Here is a 21,100-nt window from a genome sequence, read left to right as displayed (position 1 = left end):
CGTATTTTCGCTGAGCTAATTCAGAACTGTATTTACCACTGCGTAAATCGCAATTGCGTTTTAATTCACGTGTTATAACAGATTTGTCCTTATTTATAAGAATTGCTATTTCACTTTTATTGTAGTTTTGATCTAATAATACACCGATTGTGTATCTTTGTTCGCTGGTTAAGTGGCTCATTATTTACAACTTTGGTCAGGAGCAAATAAAGAACATTTATTCCATTCGAGAGAGAGGGCTTTTTAAAAGTCCTTTCTTTTGAAAAAATGTCTTTATCTCCCCCCTAAAAGTTGCATTAATTAGTTGAATCTAGTTTTAATAAAAAGATCTTATAATGAAATGGACATTACCCTTTTACATTCTTATTGTCATTAGTTTTACAGGGCACAGTCAAGAGACAGAGGAATCAAAATTGATTAAAAAACTATTAGAAAAAGAATCGGCTACATGGAGAGCAAGGGACAGTAAAGGTCATAGCGACTGCTGGTACATTCAGCCGTACAGCCGAATTTTAGTTTCTACACCAAAAGGCGAAACATTTGATGTTCCTCCCGCAGCAATGATAAATACAAAACCAGAAGCAATGGGAAATGGTGGTTTCGCAGTAAACACTAATTACAAAATAAGCATTAATGGAAAGACTGCTTGGGTAAGTCATAATGAAGAATCGACGGCAAAAGATGGCAAGAAAACATTTTCCTATGAAATTCGGCTTTTAGAGAAAATAAAAAACAAATGGAAATTAGTCGGGCAATCGATTCACATTTATAAATCAGAATAAACAGATCTGCAATGCATTTGCAGTACTGTTAAAAAAGCTCCATAATTCTAAAATAATAGAATTATGGAGCTTTTTATTTTTATCACAGAAAAAGAGGAGTAAAAAATCTTCTTTTATATTTTACCACTATTTTAATCAGCAATTTACTCTGCCATCTCCGTTTCAAATTCCATATGATCCACTATTTCTGCTGATTCCGGTTTAGAAGCTTTGAGCGCATTGAACTTTTCTAACTGTTCTGTTTCTCCTTCCTCCCCACTGAAATAAGGAAAAACATCCATAATAGGAGATTCCGAAATAGCAGGTATGGTATAGTCGCCCATGGTGCCTTTCATTACACCGACAGTGTTATCATACGCTTCTTTTACATCATTGGCTTGCACTAATAAATACATATTGGTTTTGCGTTCTTTACCGCTTTCTTCGTCATATGCCAACAAGGAAACTTTAGATCTAAACCAACGATCCGCATTTTCGAAAGGATGAATCTCTGCATAATTAGCCACTTTTATATTTGTGATTTTAAATTCTTCACTGATATAGGCCGACATCTCTTCATTAATTCTGCTTTCTGCTTCCGTATAGGATAATGCGTCTACCAAGTAAGGTTCATTCGCAATCTTTTGTCCGCCGGTTTCGTCTGTTTTTCTATATTTTACTTTGCATTCGTACCAAATTGTGCTCATATTTTTTTTTTAAGAATGTCAAAGATAGATTTTAAAGGAAAAAAAAATCACAATTAATAAAATAGATATCCACAATTTTGGATGGAAGTCGACATAGATTTTTGTTGCATTTTTTTTCCTGTGAATTGATAAAAAAACAGCCTTTCCAAAAAAATGAAGAGGCTGTTTTTAAAATGTATTGTTTCAGAATTGGGTTTTAGTCAACAAGAGTAATCAAATCTTCTCTACTTTTTCTGACTTTTGTTAAATTCACTAACCAGTCATTTTCAACATCCCTGTATCCCAGAGGAAGCATTACACAACTTCTTAATCCTTTTTCTCTCAGATTTAAAATTTCGTCCAATGCATCTGGATCGAAACCTTCAATTGGTGTGCTGTCAACACCTTCAAAAGCGGCAGCTGCAATGGCTTGCGAAAAGGAAATATACGCTTGTCTTGCTGCATGCTGAAAATTCACTTCGGCATCTTTTTGCGGATAGCTGTTCAACAACATTTGACGGTAATTTTCCCAACCTTCATTTTTAAAACCACGAACTTCATTGGTAAGGTCAAACATCGTATTGATACGTTCTGCAGTGTACGTGTCCCAAGCGGCAAAAACCAATAAGTGCGAACAGTCTGTAATCACAGATTGATTCCAACCAATAGCTCTAATTTTTTCTTTAATTTCTTGATTCGTTACCACCAATATTTCAAAAGGTTGCAAACCACTTGACGTGGGTGCCAATGAAGCAGCTTCAAGAATGTTGTCAATTTTATCTGCAGAAACTTTTTGACCGTTCATTGCTTTTGCAGCGTAACGCCACTTCAACTTATCTAATAATTCCATCTTATTTGTGTTTATTTATAATTCTTATTTACATTTTATTTTTTAAAAAAAAGCTTAAACCTTTATACTGTCCCATGCCACTTGGAAAGCTTCCTTTAGTACGTTCTCGCCCAATGGACAAAGCGCTCTGTTATCCATATTCATTAAAAAAGCCATCGGATATATGCTGAAAGCGTACAGCAAATAAGGCGAAATATCTTTAATAATTCCTTCTTTTATCCCTATAGACCATAAAACAAAAAGAGGTGCCAAATATTTCAATCCTTCTTGGCGGGTTTCCTCATCAATCATAGGCGTGTTATCACACTGCGATAAAAAAGAAGCTTCTTCTTTGTGTTCCAATTTAAATGCAGCCATTGCAATCCAGATTTTTTCAAAACTCTTTTTTACTTCATCATCTGACTTCTGTTCTCTAAAAGCCGCTTCCGCAAATGAACCTTTTACATCCAAATACAATTGATTGACCAGCTCTTGCTTGTTTTCAAAAAACAGATAAATGGTAGCCGGCGAAACATTGGCTATTTTGGCCACTTTAGCCATAGAAGCGCTTTGTATTCCGCCATTGTTTACTAAACTTAAGGTCGCTTTTAGCAATGCGGTACGTTTATCTATACTTTTTTGAAGTTGCGCCATAATTAGTATTTATTTAAAGGTTATTTCATTTCCAAATTATTCTTTTTATCTTCCATCATTTACTAATGCAAAGATACATAAAAAAGAATGATCGTTCATTTATTTTAAAATAATTAGGATTTGTTTACTATAACTTTGAATTTCTGGATATTAAAATAGAAGAAGAAATTAGAATTTAAAAAAAGAATTAATTCAAAAAAATAGCAACTAATAGTAGATAAGTTAATACAAATGGCTTTACATTAAAGGTTCATTTTAACATAAAAACAGTACTAATTTTTGTTAAAATTTTGTTAAAATAAATTAAACAACTGTTTAAATTTAAACAGTTGTTTAATTTTGTGCCGAATTAAAAATAGGAGAATTGAAAAGCAATTTTAACGATAAACAAATTATAATTCTGGAAGTAGCCGAAACGCTATTTGCAGAAAAAGGATTTGATGGTACGTCGATACGAAATATCGCTAAAGAGGCCAAAATAAACATTGCGATGGTTTCTTATTATTTTGGTTCCAAAGAAAAATTATTGGAATCCCTTATACTCTATAGAACTTCCGACTTAAAAATACAGTTGGATAATTTAATAATCGAAGACCTCGAACCTATCGAGAAAATAAATAAATTGATTGAGCTTTACATCAATCGCATCAATTGCAATAAAGGTATTTACAGAATTTTACACTTCGAATTTACCTCTAAAAAAGGAGATTCAAATCTTCAGGCTTTCTCGGAATTAAAAAAAGGAAACCTTAAATCCTTAGAATCCATTATTATAGAAGGTCAAACAAAAGGCATTTTTAGAAAAGATGTTATCATTCCTTTAATAACGCCAACAATTTTAGGTACTTTCTTTCATTTCCATATGAATAAAACTTTCTTTCAAAATTTACTAAATTTGAAAACAGAAGATTTGTACAATAATTATATAAAAACCAATTTGACATTACACATTCAACAAACTATAAAAGCCCTTCTGATATATGAAAGTTAGTCAATTAATGCTCTTCGGGATTTTCTTTATAGGAACTTCTGCTGTAGAAGCACAAGAAAAAACGAGTTTAACACTCGATGTAGCCATCCATTTGGCTTGGAAAAACAGTAATGAGGTTAGCTTGGCCAATACTAAAGTGGCGACTAAAAAATACGAATTACAATCTACAAAAAACAATCAATATCCTGATTTGAAAGTTTCAGGACAATATCAAAGATTGGCAAAAGCGTCTATTGATCTAAAAATTAATAAAAGTGCTACTTCACAAGCGCTTCCCGTTGTGGATCAATTAATGATTGGACAAGTTAACGCCAGCGTTCCCGTTTTTGCAGGATTTAAAATCCAAAATAGCATCAAGGCTTACGAAAACTTATATCAGGCACAAACAGCTACAGCTTCTCAAACAAAGGAAGAAGTGGCGATGAAAGTGGTTAACCATTATGCTGATCTGTATAAGGCACAAAAAACATTGGAACTTTTAAAAGAAAATCAGAAAAGAGCGCAACAGCGAGCAACTGATTTTAGTGATTTAGAAAAAAACGGCATTATCCCCAGAAACGATTTATTAAAATCGCAGTTACAAGTTTCTAAAATTCAGTTGTCCATAGATGAAGCTGCTAAAAATTTAAATATTGTAAATTTTTACATAGTTACATTATTAAAGTTACCTGCGGGAACAAAACTAGAAATTAAAGAAAGTGATTTTGCTAACTTTCAAATGGATAATATTCCAACCAATGACGAACCAGCGCTACAAAATCGTAAAGATTTAGAAGCAGTCCGTTTTCAAGGAAAAGCAAGTCAGGCAAATATTAAAATAGCAAAAAGTGCTTATTATCCTTCCATAGCAATTATTGGTGGTTATACTGCAATAGACTTGAAAAATGTTATAACTGTTCAAAATGCAATGAATATTGGCGTGGGGGTTTCTTATGATTTGAGTACTATTATCAAAAATGGAACTACGGTAAAAATAGCTGAAAGTAAAGCGCTTGAAGTACAAAATTCTGAAGCTATGCTGACTGATTATATCAAACTGGAAGTTCAAAATGCAATAGAAGATTATGATCTGGCATTAAAACAAAATGATGTTTATATCCAAGCGGTTGAACAATCATCAGAAAACTACAGAATTATAAAAGACAAGTATGATAACGGTCTTTCAGACACCAATGATTTACTGGAAGCTGATGTAGAACAGTTAGGTTCAAAAATCAATAAAGCATTAGCAAAAGCAAATATTATTCAAAAATATTACGAATTGCTTTCTGTTACCGGACAATTATCTCAATCTTTCAATCTTTCAAAAATATAATCAAAACACATGGAAAAGAAAAAAACAAATACAAAATTTATTATTATCCTAGCGGTTTTGGTAGTATTAGGCGGAACTTACGGAATTTATAAATACATGCACTCTTTAGCTCATGAAGAAACAGATGATGCACAAATAGAAAAAAATATGAATCCTATTATCCCTAAAGTTTCCGGGTATGTGGATAAAGTATATATAAAAGATAATGATTTTGTGAAGAAAGGTGATACGTTATTTACCATAGACAAGAGAGATTATCAATTGAAAATAGACGAGGCAAATGCTTCATTTCTTGCTGCCGAAGGTAATTTTGAAGTTTCTAAAGCGGATATTAGTAGTGCTTTGGCTAACATTTCTGTATCTGATGCCAATGTATTATCTGCCGGAGGAAATATTCAATCTGCAAAAATTAGATTGAACCGAATCGACAGTGATTACATTCGATATAATAATTTGTACAAAAATCACTCTATTACAAAACAACAATACGAGCAAGCCTTGGCATCAAAATTAGAGGCCGAAAATCAAGTCCGCATTTTGCAACAGCAAGAAAGAGCCAGTGCTTTTCAAAAATCTGTAATTGTAGCTAAATCTAAAGTTTCGAATAAACAGACTGATGTTGCTGCCGCGAATATCAAAAGAGCAAAAGCGATTCTTGATGCTGCCGAATTAAATTTAACCTACACCGCAGTCACGGCGGCTATTGATGGTCAGGTTTCAAAAATTGATATTCAGCCCGGACAATTGGTACAACCGGGACAATCTCTTTTTTATATTATTAATAATTCTAATGCATGGGTAATTGCTAATTTTAAGGAAACGCAATTGAACAAAATGGTTATTGGACAAAAAGTAACTGTAAATGTAGACGCTTATCCTGACTATAATTTTGAAGGGTCGATCACGTCATTTTCTCCTGCAACAGGATCCCGTTTCTCTATTTTGCCCCCAGATAATGCAACAGGGAATTTTGTAAAAACGATTCAAAGATTACCTGTAAAAATAAGCTTGAACAAATCTAACGATGTTGAGAAAATTAAATTATTGCGTCCGGGGATGAATGTTGATGTTGACGTACATTTAAAATAAAATGGCAGTAGTAGAAGACGATTTAGTAGAATACGGCTATAGACGGGTTATTATTACGATAACAGCTGTACTCTGTGCATTGCTGGAAATCGTCGATACAACGATTGTGAATGTAGCTTTAACTAACATGAGAGGAAGCCTGGGTGCTACCTTGAATGATGTGGCGTGGGTAATTACAGCTTATGCTATTGCAAACGTAATTGTCATTCCCATGACGAGTTGGCTGTCACAACAATTTGGCCGAAGGAATTACTTCGTGGTTTCCATTATCATTTTTACTGTTGCTTCCTTTATGTGTGGGAACTCTGATAACATATGGGAACTCATTGTTTTCCGATTTATACAAGGACTTGGTGGTGGTGCTTTATTAGTTACCGCACAAACTATTATAACCGAGAGTTATCCTATTGCAAAACGGGGTATGGCTCAGGCAATTTACGGAATGGGTGTGATTGTGGGTCCTACTTTAGGTCCGCCATTAGGAGGTTATTTGGTTGATCATTTTTCATGGCCTTATATTTTCTATATCAACATTCCTCTTGGTATTATTGCCACTATATTAGCATTCACTTTTGTGAGAAGTCCACAATACGGTGAAAAATTAAAAGTCAACCAAGTCGATTGGTGGGGGATTTTTCTTTTAACGGCTTTTATCGGTTCATTACAATTTGTTTTGGAACACGGCCAGCAAGATGATTGGTTCAACAACTCAACAATTGTAATTTTAAGCACTGTATCTTTATTTGGATTAATCTTATTTGTATGGCGAGAGCTAACCTATAAGCATCCGATAGTAAACTTAAGTGTTTTGAAAGACGGGAATCTTAGAATTGGAGTTTTAATGTGTTTTATCTTAGGATTTGGACTTTATGGTTCGACGTTAATTATTCCAATTTATACACAATCTATTTTAGGGTGGACAGCAACTGATGCCGGATTATTACTTATTCCGGGTTCGATCACTACCGCTTTTATGATGCCAATTATTGGAAAATTAATTCAACGCGGAGTTCCCCAAGGATATATGGTGGGTGTTGGATTTTTAGTTTTCTTTTTCTTCACTTTTATGATGCACAATAGAATGACGCCAAATACTGGTACCGAACATCTATATTGGCCTTTGATTTTAAGAGGAATTGGTTTAGGATTACTTTTTGTACCCATAACAACTTTATCACTTTCTACCCTGAAAGGAAAACACATTGGCGAAGGCGCTGCATTTACAGGAATGATGAGACAATTAGGCGGTTCTTTTGGAATTGCTATTATCACCACTTTTATCACAAGATTCAGTCAGAAACATCGGGTAGACTTAGTTTCTCATTTAGATGGCAGCAAATTTGAAGTACAACAACGTATCGCGATGCTGCAAAAAGGTTTTATGTCTAAAGGATTCAGCAGTAATGTTGCGCTAAAAAAAGCGTATCAGGCCATTGATTATTCGATAATGAAACAAAGCACTGTTTTATCATATATGGATATTTTTCTATATCTGGGGATTATGTTCCTATGTTGTATTCCTATTATATTTTTAATCAAAAAAGGAAAAAACAAAATCAATCCTGCTGATGCTATGCATTAATTTATGTTTAAATAAAAAATGCCGAATTCTTAAAGAATTCGGCATTTTTTATTATTTTAATCACTAGATTTTATCGGGTAAATACCAAATGATTTCCCTTTGATAAATTAGCGTCAAATTGGTAGTCTTCATAATTGAAACCTTTCAAATCATCAATTGTTTTAACATCGGTATTAATAATATAACGCACCATCATCCCCCTTGCCTTCTTGGCAAAGAAACTGATTATTTTAAGTTTTCCATTTTTATAATCTTTAAATTCCGGGGTAATAACAGGAACTTTTAAAGCTTTGACATCGATTACCGAAAAATATTCATTACTAGCGAGATTGATGAATAATTCTCCTTTAGTAAGTTCCCTATTCAATGCTTTTGTAACGGTCGATTTCCAAAATTCATATAAATTTTTACTCTCGTCAATAGGCAGTTTAGTACCCATTTCTAATCTATACGCTTGAATCAAATCCAACGGTTTCAACAACCCATACAAACCTGATATTATTCTCAAACTATCTTGCAACGTTTCTAATTTCTCAATTGGGATCGAATATGCATCCAATCCGGTATAAACATCGCCATCAAAAGTAAAAATTGCGGGTCGCGAATTTTCTACTGTGAAAGGTGTTTTCCATTCTTGATTTCGCTTCCAGTTCAAATCAGCTAATTTATCTGAAATGCGCATCAAATCAGATAGTTCAGCAGGCTTTTTCCCTTTTAAAACTTTATGAACCTGTTTCGCTTCTTTTAGAAACAAAGGTTCGGTATGCTGTGCCGTCGGTAGTTCTTTTTCAAAGTTTAAAGATTTTGCTGGCGATATAACAATTTTCATATTCAGATTCTGTTTCAGTTCATTTTGGTATCAGATTCAAAAGTACAAATTGAAAATAACAAATGAGTACGTATGAATTGATTTGTCTAATAATAGGATAGATAATATAAATCATTGCGATTAAATTTTTACTATTTTTGATTCAATCAAACCAAACCACTGTAACTTATTATGTTTAAAATTGAAATTAAAAAAGCTTCCCTATCAGACCTTGAAACCATCCAAATTATAAGCATACAAACCTTTTCTGAAACTTTTGCTGAAGTAAACACACCCCAAAACATTGAAAATTATAATCGAGAAAGCTTTAATTTAGAACAATTAACTTCAGAATTAACCAATCCAAGCTCCGAGTTTTTCATAGCGTATTCTAATTCAAAACCAATTGGCTATTTAAAAATAAATTTTGGTAATGCACAAACCGAAATCCTAAATGATCAAGCCTTAGAGATTCATAGAATATATGTTTTGCACGCTTTTCACGGAAAAAAAGTTGGCCAATTATTGCTAGATAAAGCAATAGATATTGCACAACAGATGCATGCCGATTACATTTGGCTTGGAGTCTGGGAGAAAAATGACAGAGCATTGCAATTTTATATCAAAAATGGCTTTGTAACATTTGACACCCATGTTTTTATTCTTGGTGATGAAGAACAAACTGACCTATTAATGAAATTGGATGTAAATAAATAATCATAATGAAAAACACTAATTTTCCAGATATAAAGAAGCCAGTTTCAATTCTTAATGCAGCCGTAATTGTAGCGGCACTTGGCTATTTTGTTGATATTTATGATTTGTTACTTTTTGGAATCGTTCGTACGGATAGTTTAAAAGACTTGGGAATTACGGGAGATGCCATCCGGAATCAAGGAGAATATTTGATCAGTATGCAAATGTTTGGGATGCTTTTTGGCGGGATTCTTTGGGGAATTTTAGGCGATAAAAAAGGACGGATTTCTGTTTTATTCGGTTCCATTTTAGTTTATTCTGTCGCTAATATCGCTAATGGAATGGTAACTACAGTTGATGGTTATGCTTTTTGGAGGTTAATAGCAGGAATTGGACTTGCGGGTGAATTAGGTGCCGGAATTACTTTGGTTACGGAGAGTTTACCCAAAGAAAAACGAGGATATGGGACAATGATTGTAGCTTCGGTAGGCGTTTCAGGAGCGGTAGTCGCTTATCTAGTCTATCAGATTTTTCAGGATTGGCGTTTGTGTTATTATGCCGGAGGAGTTTTGGGAATCCTATTACTCTTTCTAAGAATCAGTATTTCCGAATCTGGTATATTCAAAAAAGTACACGAAAGTGAAGAGAAAAAAGGTGATTTCTTGTCTTTATTTACTAATAAAAAACGTTTTTCAAAATACCTTCAATGCATTCTTATCGGGATTCCATTATGGTTTTTGGTTGGTGTCTTGATCACTTTTTCACCTGAATTTGCTAAAGCTTTGGGCGTACAAGGTTTTGCAACTATTGCCGCAGGAAAAGCTATCGCTTGGTGTTACGGCGGATTAATTTTTGGAGATATTGCCAGTGGATTGTTAAGTCAGTGGCTAAAAAGCAGAAAAAAAGTGATGTATTTATTTCTTATTTTTAATTTGGTAATGATTTTTGTATACCTAAATGCTTTTGGAATTACAGCTTCTTCTTTCTATACGCTCTGTTTTATTATGGGATTCTCAGTAGGCTATTGGGTATTATTTGTAACAATTGCTGCAGAACAATTTGGGACCAATATTCGCGCAACGGTGACAACTACAGTTCCTAATTTTGTTCGAGGTTCATTGCCGTTGATTATTCTCATTTATGGTTTTTTCAGAGATACTATTTTTGATGGAGATATTTTGCAATCGGCTATGATTGTTGGATCAATATTATCTGTAATTTCAATTTTGGCACTTTGGAGACTACAAGAAACCTTTGATACTGATTTGAATTATTCAGAATAAGAATCGCACGCTTTTCTTTAGACTACTAATTAAATTTAAAGCGACTGTCGCTGAATGTCATGAATGCCACTTAATATCTTTGTTTCTTTTAAAAAAAAAAAACGCTAAATAGTATTGTTAAAACCAAACAGAGCTCGAATCTCTTAACGTATTGACCCCACGGTTTAAAAATTATAATGTTTTCTTGATTAAATTCAATATTTGCAGGGCTTTACATTTTTTTTATTTTAAATTTAATAAAAATATTTTTAAAAAATTTGGTTTTAATAACGGACAGCCCTATAATTTAATATTAAAAAATCACCGTTCGGAATTAAGGGTTATTCAACATTAGAACGAAATAAAACTTAAATTGTCACTTATATAAGTCATTTGAAAACCCTATTTGGCTTATTTTTGTACCAAACATTTTCAAAAAACATGAAACAAGATGTAATTATCGTTGGAGCGGGACTAGCAGGTTTATCAGCTGCGGTTTATTTGCATCGTCAAGGCCGGAAAGTACTATTGTTAGAAGCGAGTGAACGTGCAGGCGGAAGAATAAAAACCGATTCACATGAGGGCTACCTTTTAGACAGAGGATTTCAGGTCCTTTTGACTGCATATCCCGAGACAAAAGCATTACTTAATTACAACGCCTTAAACCTAAAGAAAATGTTGCCTGGAGCAACCGTACTTTATGATGGTGGCAGTTTTGAAATTGCCGACCCGTTTAGAAGACCTTCGGCTACATTTGCAACTCTTTTTGCTCCCGTAGGCACATTAAAGGATAAACTGAACACGCTTTGGTTAAAAAATAAATTGCAAAAAATAACAATCGAAGAAATTTTCGAACAACCGGAACAAAGTACCCGCAAGCAGCTAGCCGATTATGGGTTTAGTCTAAAAATGATTCAGCGCTTTTACGCTCCTTTCCTCTCCGGTATTTTTCTGGAAAATGACTTGAATACTTCCCGAAGAATGTTCGATTTTGTGATGAAAATGTTTTCTGATGGGGATGTGGCTGTTCCTGCTTTGGGAATGGAAGAAATACCAAAACAATTAGTCGCCATGCTCCCTCAAGGCAGTATCCAATATCATACAAAAGTGGCGGAAATTGACGGAAATAAAATAATTACTGCAGACGGAACCGTTTTAGAAGCCAACCAAATTCTATTGGCTACGACCGCAAATAGTCTTACCGTAAAGTTCTTTCCAGAACAAAAAATGACTTCACATCAAGTAACCAACATTTATTTTGAAGCAAACGAGGCTCCTACTAAAAAAGCAGTTGTGATCTTGAATGCGTCAACTCAAAAGAAATGGGTAAACAATTTAACAGTAATGTCGAATGTTTCTAAAGCTTATGCGCCACAAGGAAAAATATTAATCTCCGTTTCGTGTAATGGAATCCCAACTGTTGACGATGTAACTTTAGCCGAAAACATGAAAGAAGAACTGAGACAGTGGTACGGTCAAAAAGTAACGTCATGGAAAATGCTCAAGGCCTATCGTATTGAATATGCTTTACCGACTCAGGAAAGTGTACGCAATGAAGTCGCTACTTCTGAAATAAAAATTTCTGACACGCTATTTATTTGCGGTGACCACTTGTTGAATGGTTCTATAAATGCCGCTTTAAAAACCGGGCGATTGGCAGCCGAAGCAATGAAAATATAGCGTATTATATTAAAAATAAATAATCCAATTATTGCTCCAACCTCACTTATATTAATTTTTACCGAAAGAATTAAAATAGGTGAATGTATGGGTATTTTTTTGTACCTCTAATTGTAACGTTAATCAATTGCCACTTTATAGGTTGGGTCTTCCATAATATTAACTTCAATAACTTCATCAGCATTTTTTAAGAGTTCTTTACAATCCGCACTTAAATGACGGAGATGAACGGTTTTATTAAGTTTGGCGTACCGTTCCGCGATTTTATTTACGGCATCAATAGCACTCATATCGGTAATTTTACTTTCTTTAAAATCTATAATTATTTCAATCGGATCGCCAAATACATCAAATTTTTCAGCGAATGCCGCAGTTGATTCGAAGAATAATGGTCCGTATATTTCGTAATGCTTTACCCCTTTATCATCGATGTATTTCTTGGCGCGAATTCTTTTGGCACTTTCCCAAGCAAAATCCAAAGCCGAAATAATCACACCAATTAAAACGGCTAAAGCCAAATTATGTAATAAAATAGTAACTACCGCCACTAAGATTCCAACGAAAAATCGTGTCTCGGCATTTTATTGATGATTTTAAAACTCGCCCATTCAAATGTACCTACAGCCACCATAATCATAACACCAACCAAAGCCGCCATGGGTAATTGCTCTATTATTGGAGCACCAAATAAAATAATAAAAAGTATAGTGAGTGCCGCAACAATCCCGGATAAACGCGCTCTGGAACCTGCCGAAAGATTGACTAATGTTTGCGCAATCATAGGGCAACCACCCATCCCGAAGAAAAACCCATTCAAATATTAGCACTTCCCTGCGCTATGCATTCGCGGTTTCCATTGCCTTTAGTTTCGGTGATTTCATCTACTAAATTCAGCGTCAATAAACCTTCCGTCAAGCCAACTGATCCCATGATTAAAGCATAAGGAAAAATTATTTGCAGCGTTTTCAAGCTTATTGGAATATTGGGAATATGAAACGGCGGAAAACCACCGCTCACAGACGCAATATTTTTCACGGTTTTAGTATCTATTCCGAAGAAAAAAACCAACGCAAAGACCACTAAAATGGCAACTAATGAAGCGGGAATAGCGTTTGTGAATTTTGGCAAAAAAACAACAATTCCAATTGTCAGTGCGACTAAACTAGCCATAATGATTAGAGGGCTGCCAGAAAGCCATTCACTTTGACCATTGACTATCTTTTTGAATTGTTCCAATTGCGACATAAAAATAATTACAGCTAGTCCATTGACAAATCCAAACATTACATGTTGAGGCACCAGCCGTATAAATTTTCCGAGTTTAAAAATACCCACTAAAATTTGTAAAATCCCTGCCAAAGCAACTGCTGCAAAAACATATTCTAAACCATTTGATTTCATTAGGGCAATTAATACAATGACTGTTGCACACGCCCCACCGGATACCGTACCTGGTCTACCGCCAAATATTGCAGTAATTAATCACGTAATAAAAGCAGCATATAAACCCGCCAATGGCGGAAATCCAGCCAATATGGCAAAGGAAAGCGACTCCGGAATCATGATCATCGCAACGGTTAGACCTGCTAAAATTTCAATTTTATAATTTATAGTTTTATTAAAATCGAAAAGATTAAAATGCTGTTTCATTATTTTTGTTTAAACAATTAATGATAAGATTTCGAAAAAAATCGGGATAAGCTGAAAAATATTAGTAAAACAAGAAAGACTAATGTCCTTCAAGCGCTAAATCAAGGAGAAATAATCGAGAAAATGTAATATGACTTGTTTTCTTATGAGCCACAAAAGTAAAACTTTTTAATCGATACCTAAAATAGAAAATAGAATTGCTTAATTTGGCAAAAATTAATGTTGATGTTTAAAAAAAATAAGAGTTTATAGGCTACATTTTTAAAATCAATCAAAAATATTCATCTTTGTGCAATTTTAATTTTTTTTAATTAATAAAATACAAACCAATTTTGGCCATCAAGAACAATCGCTTAGATAAAAAATATGCTATGAAATTATTTCTCACCTTTTTTCTTTCCATCTTATTAAATGTTGGTTACTCACAAACAGCCAAAACCTATTTTGAAAAGATTAGAGATAATGAAGCGGCTTTGACTGCTTTTTTTTCTCAAATGCCAAAAGGAGGTGATTTACACCACCACTATTCCGGATCAATCTACGCTGAACCGTTATTAGAACATGCCATTGCTGACAATTTTTATCTCAATACCGAAACGATGGATGTTTTAAAGGAAAAACCACCAACTGGAAACTGGGAACAATTTTCAACCTTAAAAAGTCGTGGAGAATTAGATATATACAAACAAAAAATCATGCAGAAATGGTCTGTTAAAGACTATAATCATGTTGATTATCCATCGGATAAGTTGTTTTTTGAATCTTTTATGAAGTTTGAACCAGCCATAAAGGGAAATTTTGGGCAAGGATTATTGGAACTAAAAAATAGAGCTATTATAGAAAATGTGAGTTACATTGAAACCCAATTATCCACAATTCCTTGTTCGATGAACACAGATAATTTAAAAAAATTCAATAATCGGCTGCGACAATTAGCAAAGATAAAAGATGAAAAAGGGATTATGCAGTCTTTGGATTCTGTGTATAATGTATTACAGAAAAATAATGCTTCATCATATGCGACTGATTTCAATACTAATTTTGTAGCCAAACTACATAACGACCTTAGGATTGATGACGAACGCTTCACAATGCGTTACCAAAATTTTGTCTTGCGTTTTATGGAACCCGTTGATTTATTTAAAAATCTTGTAATCGCTTTTATCTCGGCTGACAGCAGTTCGCTTATGGCTGGTGTAAACATTGTTTCTCCTGAAGATGGTGAAACTTCCATGAAAGATTATTGGCTGCACATGGTCATGTTTAAATATTGCCATTCTCGTTTTCCAAATGTGAAATACACGCTACATGCCGGTGAACTTACTTTGGGATTAGTACAACCGGAAGACTTGACTTGGCATATTAATGCGGCTGTACATATTGCCGGAGCCAATCGTATCGGTCATGGTGTTGATATGGCTTACGAACAAAATTCGTACGATTTATTGCAATATATGGCTAAGAAAGACATTCCAATTGAAATAAATTTAGTGAGCAATGAATTTATTTTGAAGGTAAAAGAAAACCGTCATCCGTTGACATTGTATAAAGAATTTGGAGTTCCAATAATCATCAGTACCGATGATGCTGGGATTTTAAGAACCAATATGACCGAGCAATATGTTCTGTTGGCGAAAAGATATAAAAACATCACTTATGAAGATATCAAACAATTTGTATACAATAGTATCAATTATAGTTTTATAAAAGAGAGTTCCGTCAAGAAACAATTACTCAAAAATTTAGATTCCAGATTTACAACTTTTGAATCTCATTTTCCAAAAAAATAAATAATTTATAAGAACAAATTATTTCATATTGCAATAAAAATTAAATTTAAAAATGCAAAAATAAGTCCCAACTCGGGGCTTTTTTTATTTCGTTTAATGCTTGTAAATAAAAAATAAGTTTTCACTTTTTGAATTTTTTATTTTCTTATATTTGATATTACCTACTTAACTACTTGATAGTTAAATTTTAAAATAAATCCCAATTATTTAAAATTTCGAAATTTAGTTGTTTAATAACAAGATAAATTAGTGAAGATGAGTAGAGCTTTACTTTGGTATTTAAGAAGACATCCTTTGTTGTTTAAAATCCGATTTAGATTGATATCTAAGAATGTTTCTAGTGATCGTGCGGACAGCTTTTGTTACAATGGCCTAAATAAAAAAAAGGATATTCCTGCTATTTATTTCCAACTAAACAATATAATTTTAGCTAAAAAGAAACCTCAATTAAGCGATATTGAAAAAGTAAAAAAAATAGCAAAATGGCTTAGAAATAACATCAAAGGCGGACCCGGATTGGGTAAATCTTCTGAAAATGCGCTACGCAAAATGATTAAAGGTGAAGGTGGAGTTTGCAGCGATTTTGCACAAGTTTTCAATAATTTTTGTGTCATTAATGATTTAAAAGTAAAAGAATGGGGACTCAAAATTAGTACGGGAAAACCAAGCCTGATAGGTGGGCATTCCTTCAATGAAGTGTATTGTAAAGAATTTCAAAAGTGGATTATTATCGATGTATCCAAATCTATATTTTTTTATCATATCAGTTCAAAATTACCATTATCGGTTTGTGAATTAATTCATTTAAAAAAAGAAAATAAAAAAATATATTACTCCAAATTCAATAAAAATTTTACTATTGACGAGGAAAACATAAATAATCTTTATCTTATTTCTAAATCCTCCCCTTTTATAGTAACGAACTATCGCAACAAAACCTATGACTACTATTTAGATAAACTGGGATTTCTTCCCGAGTCAATTATTCATGGTTTAGTATATCTTTCAGGAAATAGTTATGCTTATGAGTTTCCAAAATACAATTAAATAAATCTGCACCTAATTAATTTGATTATATTTGGAATACGAATTTATTTACAATTATTTATGGCCATTGCGAGACCTATTTTTAGAATTTTTGAATACGAAAAAGCCAAAGCATTTTACTTCGATTGGCTTGGTTTTACAATCGATTGGGAAAATAAACCAGAAAACTTCCCTATTTATTTGCAAATATCCCTTGATGGCATCGTTATACATTTAACAGAACATCACGGAGATTGTAGTCCCGCCGCAAGGATACATATTGAAAACTTCAACAATCTTAAAGCCTATCACGAAAAGTTGCTTGACAAAAATTACAAATTCAACCGACCCAGTTTAGACAAAGCTTCCTAGAGTACAAATGCTATTAGTATGGAAGCAATTGATCCTTTTGGAAACCGATTGACTTTTACGGAGAAAATATAAAAATAAAAAAAATACAAAATGATTCAGAAAAGTTCTTTTAAAACACAATTTTTTTTATTGCTTTTGTCGGTACTTTCATGGAATGGTTATACCCAAGAAAATATTTCAAAAATAGCCTTTGGGTCTTGTGCAAACCAAAGTGATCGTTTACCGATTTTTGATATTGTAGTACAACACAAAACGGATTTATTCGTATTTCTTGGAGACAACATATATGGAGATACGGATAATATGACTGTGCTGCAATCCAAATACGATAGAATGGGTGCTAAGCCGACATTTCAAAATTTGAAAAACAATGTTCCCATAATTGCCACTTGGGACGATCACGATTACGGACAAAATGATGTTGGTAGGCATTATCCTAAAAAAGAAGCATCTAAAGAACTATTCCTGAAGTTTTTTAATGAACCTAAAAATTCAGAAAGACGAAAACACGAAGGTATTTATACCTCCTACATGTATGGAAAGAAAGGAAAAAAAGTACAGATTATTTTGTTGGACAACCGTACTTTCAGAGACAATTACAAGAAATACAACGGCGAAGTTGGTCATGACAAAAGGTATTTTTACAGTTTGGATTATGCTCCACAACAAAATCCAGACTCCACGTACTTAGGAGCGGCGCAATGGAAATGGCTAGAAGACGAACTACAAAAACCTGCTGATATACGGCTGATTGGTTCCGGCTCTCAATTTGGGATTGAATACAACGGTTATGAAGGTTGGGCTAATTTTCCGCAGGAGCAAAAAAGATTCTTAAACTTAATCAAAAAGACTAAAGCTAACGGCGTTTTGTTTTTAAGCGGAGACGTACATTATTCTGAAATCTCTAAACTTACCGAGCCTGGATTATATCCTATTTATGACTTTACCTCCAGCGGACTTTCCTCGACTTGGCATTTTGCAACACCCAATAAAAACAGGATCGAAGGACCTATTATGGAAAACCATTTTGGTATAATAACGATAGACTGGAAAAAGAAAATCCCACAGATAAAAATGGAAATTTGGGATGTCAATGACAACCAGCGGGCGGAATACACGATTGGATTAAATGAGATTAGTTTTAAGAAGTAGTAATATTTTAGTACGAATAATTAGATTATATTTGAAAAAATTAATTGGATTTTAAATAATTTTAAATGATTATAACTAAGTATTTAAAACGAAATAATGTCATATTCCTAATATTCAAATCACTCATTATGAAAGGAGTATTTAAGTAGTAAAATACGACAATAAATAATTCTTATTATTTATGTGAGTTATGCCTTATTGGTGAAACAAAATATCCCACAGCGTCGCAAAATATTTATTCTTTACGCTGCACAAATACCTCTGAATTTGCGCCCACAATCGTAAACAATTAAAAGTCAAAACTTTATAAATATTTTCTACATTACAAAACTCGTATTGCTTTAACGAACCTACTTGTATAACCTGGCTTTTTTAGACTTGTAACAACCACTTTCATTTCACGACCTGACGTGGCGTGGATAAAATCACTTTCCATACCTTTTGGATTTGATACGATACCTATATGGCCAATCACGTTTCTGGTAGGACTAAAAAACAACAAAATATCTCCTTTTTTTACACTGCCAATCGGGATTTCTTTCCCATAATTCTCAAACTGTGAAGAACTGCGTGGTACCTGAATTTTAAAATGATTAAAAACAAAGTAAACAAAACCTGAACAGTCAAACCCATTTTTGCCAGATCCGGCAACAATATAAGGTGTTCCTAATAGTCTCATTCCAAAGCTCACAATCTTGTCTCCTAAGGAATCATTATTTTCAATTGGACGTATAACTATTTCTTTGACAATAGTCTCATTTTTTTGTAGTGAAGACGTCTCAGCTCTCGGTAGACTGTACGCAACACTGCATAAAATAAGTAGACACAAACCAATAAATTTAGTGAATTTTAGGATATTTATCTTTTTAGAAGTCATTATAATAGAATTAAATTATTGCACATTGAGGTACTAAAATGGCTGTAGCTATCAGGTACTGCATAATTGAATAAGCAAGGTACAACATATCTTACATTTTATATATCTTAAAACAAAATATGATTTAAAAGGAATAAGTCCGATATATCGAGCTCATTAGTATCAAAATTGATTAGAAATTTACCTAAAATTTTCGTTATAATCTATCTCAGGAGTTTTTCTTCTTCAAATAATAATTTTATATTTTCGTACGAGTTCTTTAGAGCTTCCGGAATTTGATCTGGATTTAACCAAGCCACTTTTTCAATTCCTTCTTCCAATTGTCCTTGAGGAGTTCCTTCAAAATCAGAATGCATTTCGAACCAATGGGTAATTTTTAGTTTGTATTTTCCATTGCGCCTAAAAACGTGATACGTTTTTTGCAGTTTATGTTTTATAGATAACAAATTAACGCCTGTCTCCTCCTCTACTTCACGCATGGCAGTCTCTTCAATTTCTTCTCCTTTTTCAATTCCGCCTTTGGGTAAATCCCATTTTCCATTTCTAAAAATAAATAAAACTTCGCCTTTTTTATTGTAAACTAAGCCTCCTCCAGCTTTAGTAACAGGAATTTTAGCTTTCAAAGTCTTCATAATCTCCCTTTCATCAGGATGATACAAATAAGCTTTTTGAATTTTATTTTGAAATATTTTCACTATAAGTTGCTCTATGTCAATACTCTCTAACAAGAATAATTGAAAATCTGTCTCTTTAGAGATGTGATTTGTCAAAAAAAGTGGTTTGTCGTTAACAAAAACTTTATACATTTGTATTATGATTTTTAATAAAGATACAGCCGAAAAAACAGCCGAATTGCTTTTGCAAATAAATGCAATTAAATTGAATCCAGGAAATCCTTTTACATGGGCCTCCGGATGGAAATCGCCAATATATTGCGATAATCGTTTAATCCTCTCATTTCCAGCCATAAGAAATTATGTTCGCGATGAGTTTGCCAAAAATATTGAAAAACAATTTGGTAAACCCGATGTTATTGCTGGTGTAGCTACTGGAGCGATAGGAATTGGTATGCTAGTCGCAGAGAGTTTAGGGTTACCATTTGTGTATGTTCGTCCAGAAGCAAAAAAACATGGAAGGTTAAATCAAGTGGAAGGTTTTTTACAAAAAGGGCAAAATGTTGTCGTTGTAGAGGACTTAATAAGCACGGGAAACAGCAGTTTACTTGCTGTAGAAGCTTTGCGTGCAGCAGGAGCAAACATAAAAGGTATGGCAGCAATATTCACTTATGGATTTGATGTTGCAGACCAAAATTTTAAAAATGCCAATATCGATTTATTGACGTTAAGCAATTATCAAAATTTGTTGAATTTGGCTGTTGCCAAAAAATATATTACGGAAAAAGAAGAACAAACTTTAAGAGAATGGAATGTGAGTCCATCAACTTGGAACGTTTAAATAAAATAAAATAATCTAAAATATATGAACTTAGAAAGTCCAAAAGTTACTGTCGGAAAATCAGCACAAGAATTATTTGATTTATTGAGCAATGTGCAAAATTTCGAAAAATTAATGCCTGAAAATATTGCAAAATTTGAAGTTATTGGTGACGATGCTTTTATTTTTGGATTAAAAGGTATGCCGGAAATAAAATTAAAAATGAAAGAAAAAGTAGCGCCAAACAAAATTGTTTTGGGTGCGGCGAGCGACAAACTTCCATTCACATTAATTGCTAATATTAATGCAATTACGGATAATTCAAGTGATGTTAAACTTGATTTTGAAGGAGATTTTAATCCTATGATGGCAATGATGATAAAAGGTCCTATTGGAAAATTTATTCAATCTTTAGCCACTAATATGGTTAAATTGTAGACACCACA

21 protein-coding genes and 1 pseudogene are annotated in these 21,100 nt (G+C 33.3%); 14 read left to right on the top strand and 8 right to left on the bottom strand.

Going from position 1 to position 21,100, the window contains the following annotated elements:
• The coding region (locus C4S35_RS06415; protein ID WP_143071109.1) for a helix-turn-helix domain-containing protein at positions 1 to 181 on the bottom strand (181 nt) is incomplete at its 3' end.
• A gap of 154 nt (positions 182 to 335) precedes the next feature.
• On the opposite strand from C4S35_RS06415, the gene C4S35_RS06410 reads away from it, so the two are divergent.
• Positions 336 to 782, top strand: a complete 447-nt coding sequence (locus tag C4S35_RS06410; RefSeq protein WP_103999388.1) for an endo-arabinase — start codon at positions 336 to 338, stop codon at positions 780 to 782.
• A gap of 143 nt (positions 783 to 925) precedes the next feature.
• Here the strand turns inward: C4S35_RS06410 and C4S35_RS06405 are convergent, their stop codons facing one another.
• The 3 genes from C4S35_RS06405 to C4S35_RS06395 all read right to left on the bottom strand — a co-directional run bounded on the left by C4S35_RS06405 (position 926) and on the right by C4S35_RS06395 (position 2,930).
• Positions 926 to 1,468 carry a DUF4494 domain-containing protein gene (locus C4S35_RS06405; protein WP_103999387.1) on the bottom strand — a complete coding sequence of 181 codons (543 nt, stop codon included), beginning with the start codon at positions 1,466 to 1,468 and terminating at the stop codon, positions 926 to 928.
• Between the two features lie 196 nt (positions 1,469 to 1,664).
• On the bottom strand, positions 1,665 to 2,297 hold the full coding sequence (locus C4S35_RS06400) for an NAD(P)H-dependent oxidoreductase (RefSeq protein WP_103999386.1): 633 nt from the start codon (positions 2,295 to 2,297) through the stop codon (positions 1,665 to 1,667).
• A 54-nt stretch (positions 2,298 to 2,351) separates the two neighbouring features.
• Positions 2,352 to 2,930, bottom strand: a complete 579-nt coding sequence (locus tag C4S35_RS06395) for a TetR/AcrR family transcriptional regulator (RefSeq protein WP_103999385.1) — start codon at positions 2,928 to 2,930, stop codon at positions 2,352 to 2,354.
• A gap of 364 nt (positions 2,931 to 3,294) precedes the next feature.
• Here C4S35_RS06395 and C4S35_RS06390 point away from each other — a divergent pair, with 364 nt between their 5' ends.
• The 4 genes from C4S35_RS06390 to C4S35_RS06375 are packed head-to-tail and all read left to right on the top strand — an operon-like array spanning position 3,295 to position 7,907.
• The gene (locus tag C4S35_RS06390; RefSeq protein ID WP_103999384.1) at positions 3,295 to 3,921 is read left to right on the top strand and encodes a TetR/AcrR family transcriptional regulator; all 627 of its coding nucleotides are present in this window, start codon (positions 3,295 to 3,297) and stop codon (positions 3,919 to 3,921) included.
• Complete coding sequence (locus tag C4S35_RS06385) at positions 3,911 to 5,236, top strand: TolC family protein (RefSeq protein ID WP_103999383.1); 1,326 nt, start codon at positions 3,911 to 3,913, stop codon at positions 5,234 to 5,236. Before C4S35_RS06390 ends, C4S35_RS06385 begins: the two co-directional genes overlap by 11 nt.
• A 9-nt stretch (positions 5,237 to 5,245) precedes the next feature.
• Positions 5,246 to 6,325: an HlyD family secretion protein gene (locus tag C4S35_RS06380; RefSeq protein WP_103999382.1), complete on the top strand. Its 1,080-nt coding sequence runs from the start codon at positions 5,246 to 5,248 to the stop codon at positions 6,323 to 6,325.
• A 1-nt stretch (position 6,326) separates the two neighbouring features.
• Positions 6,327 to 7,907: an MDR family MFS transporter gene (locus C4S35_RS06375; protein WP_103999381.1), complete on the top strand. Its 1,581-nt coding sequence runs from the start codon at positions 6,327 to 6,329 to the stop codon at positions 7,905 to 7,907.
• 70 nt (positions 7,908 to 7,977) lie between these two features.
• On the opposite strand, the gene yaaA is transcribed toward C4S35_RS06375, so the two are convergent.
• Positions 7,978 to 8,736: a peroxide stress protein YaaA gene (gene yaaA, locus C4S35_RS06370; RefSeq protein WP_103999380.1), complete on the bottom strand. Its 759-nt coding sequence runs from the start codon at positions 8,734 to 8,736 to the stop codon at positions 7,978 to 7,980.
• Positions 8,737 to 8,907: 171 nt separating this feature from the next.
• On the opposite strand from yaaA, the gene C4S35_RS06365 reads away from it, so the two are divergent.
• The 3 genes from C4S35_RS06365 (at position 8,908) to C4S35_RS06355 (ending at position 12,353) form a co-directional block, all read left to right on the top strand.
• Positions 8,908 to 9,432 carry a GNAT family N-acetyltransferase gene (locus C4S35_RS06365; RefSeq protein WP_103999379.1) on the top strand — a complete coding sequence of 175 codons (525 nt, stop codon included), beginning with the start codon at positions 8,908 to 8,910 and terminating at the stop codon, positions 9,430 to 9,432.
• Positions 9,433 to 9,437: 5 nt separating this feature from the next.
• Positions 9,438 to 10,694, top strand: a complete 1,257-nt coding sequence (locus C4S35_RS06360) for an MFS transporter (protein WP_103999378.1) — start codon at positions 9,438 to 9,440, stop codon at positions 10,692 to 10,694.
• 372 nt (positions 10,695 to 11,066) lie between these two features.
• Positions 11,067 to 12,353: an NAD(P)/FAD-dependent oxidoreductase gene (locus C4S35_RS06355; RefSeq protein WP_341865121.1), complete on the top strand. Its 1,287-nt coding sequence runs from the start codon at positions 11,067 to 11,069 to the stop codon at positions 12,351 to 12,353.
• A 119-nt stretch (positions 12,354 to 12,472) separates the two neighbouring features.
• On the opposite strand, the pseudogene C4S35_RS06350 reads toward C4S35_RS06355, so the two are convergent.
• A pseudogene (locus C4S35_RS06350) lies at positions 12,473 to 14,003 on the bottom strand (SulP family inorganic anion transporter).
• A gap of 371 nt (positions 14,004 to 14,374) precedes the next feature.
• Between C4S35_RS06350 and C4S35_RS06345 the strand changes: the two are divergent.
• The 4 genes from C4S35_RS06345 (at position 14,375) to C4S35_RS06330 (ending at position 18,343) form a co-directional block, all read left to right on the top strand.
• Positions 14,375 to 15,793 (top strand): amidohydrolase family protein, encoded by a 1,419-nt coding sequence (locus C4S35_RS06345; protein ID WP_103999376.1) that lies wholly within the window; start codon positions 14,375 to 14,377, stop codon positions 15,791 to 15,793.
• A 255-nt stretch (positions 15,794 to 16,048) separates the two neighbouring features.
• Positions 16,049 to 16,840, top strand: coding sequence for a transglutaminase domain-containing protein (locus C4S35_RS06340; protein ID WP_103999375.1), 792 nt, complete (start codon positions 16,049 to 16,051; stop codon positions 16,838 to 16,840).
• A gap of 60 nt (positions 16,841 to 16,900) precedes the next feature.
• Positions 16,901 to 17,191 carry a glyoxalase superfamily protein gene (locus tag C4S35_RS06335; RefSeq protein WP_208618866.1) on the top strand — a complete coding sequence of 97 codons (291 nt, stop codon included), beginning with the start codon at positions 16,901 to 16,903 and terminating at the stop codon, positions 17,189 to 17,191.
• Between the two features lie 90 nt (positions 17,192 to 17,281).
• Positions 17,282 to 18,343 carry an alkaline phosphatase D family protein gene (locus C4S35_RS06330; protein WP_103999374.1) on the top strand — a complete coding sequence of 354 codons (1,062 nt, stop codon included), beginning with the start codon at positions 17,282 to 17,284 and terminating at the stop codon, positions 18,341 to 18,343.
• Between the two features lie 322 nt (positions 18,344 to 18,665).
• On the opposite strand, the gene C4S35_RS06325 is transcribed toward C4S35_RS06330, so the two are convergent.
• Both C4S35_RS06325 and C4S35_RS06320 read right to left on the bottom strand, forming a co-directional pair.
• Positions 18,666 to 19,172, bottom strand: a complete 507-nt coding sequence (locus C4S35_RS06325) for a C40 family peptidase (protein ID WP_159916665.1) — start codon at positions 19,170 to 19,172, stop codon at positions 18,666 to 18,668.
• Positions 19,173 to 19,423: 251 nt separating this feature from the next.
• Positions 19,424 to 20,026: an NUDIX hydrolase gene (locus tag C4S35_RS06320; protein WP_103999372.1), complete on the bottom strand. Its 603-nt coding sequence runs from the start codon at positions 20,024 to 20,026 to the stop codon at positions 19,424 to 19,426.
• 7 nt (positions 20,027 to 20,033) lie between these two features.
• Between C4S35_RS06320 and pyrE the strand changes: the two genes are divergently transcribed.
• Positions 20,034 to 20,675 carry an orotate phosphoribosyltransferase gene (gene pyrE / locus C4S35_RS06315; protein ID WP_103999371.1) on the top strand — a complete coding sequence of 214 codons (642 nt, stop codon included), beginning with the start codon at positions 20,034 to 20,036 and terminating at the stop codon, positions 20,673 to 20,675.
• Positions 20,676 to 20,699: 24 nt separating this feature from the next.
• Positions 20,700 to 21,092, top strand: a complete 393-nt coding sequence (locus tag C4S35_RS06310; RefSeq protein ID WP_103999370.1) for an SRPBCC family protein — start codon at positions 20,700 to 20,702, stop codon at positions 21,090 to 21,092.
• The last annotated feature ends 8 nt before the right edge of the window (positions 21,093 to 21,100 follow it).

Source organism: Flavobacterium urumqiense (genome assembly GCF_900108015.1).
Classification (GTDB): Bacteria; Bacteroidota; Bacteroidia; order Flavobacteriales; family Flavobacteriaceae; genus Flavobacterium; species Flavobacterium urumqiense.
Note: the sequence above shows the minus strand (reverse complement) of the source record. Positions and strands in the feature narration are given on the sequence as shown.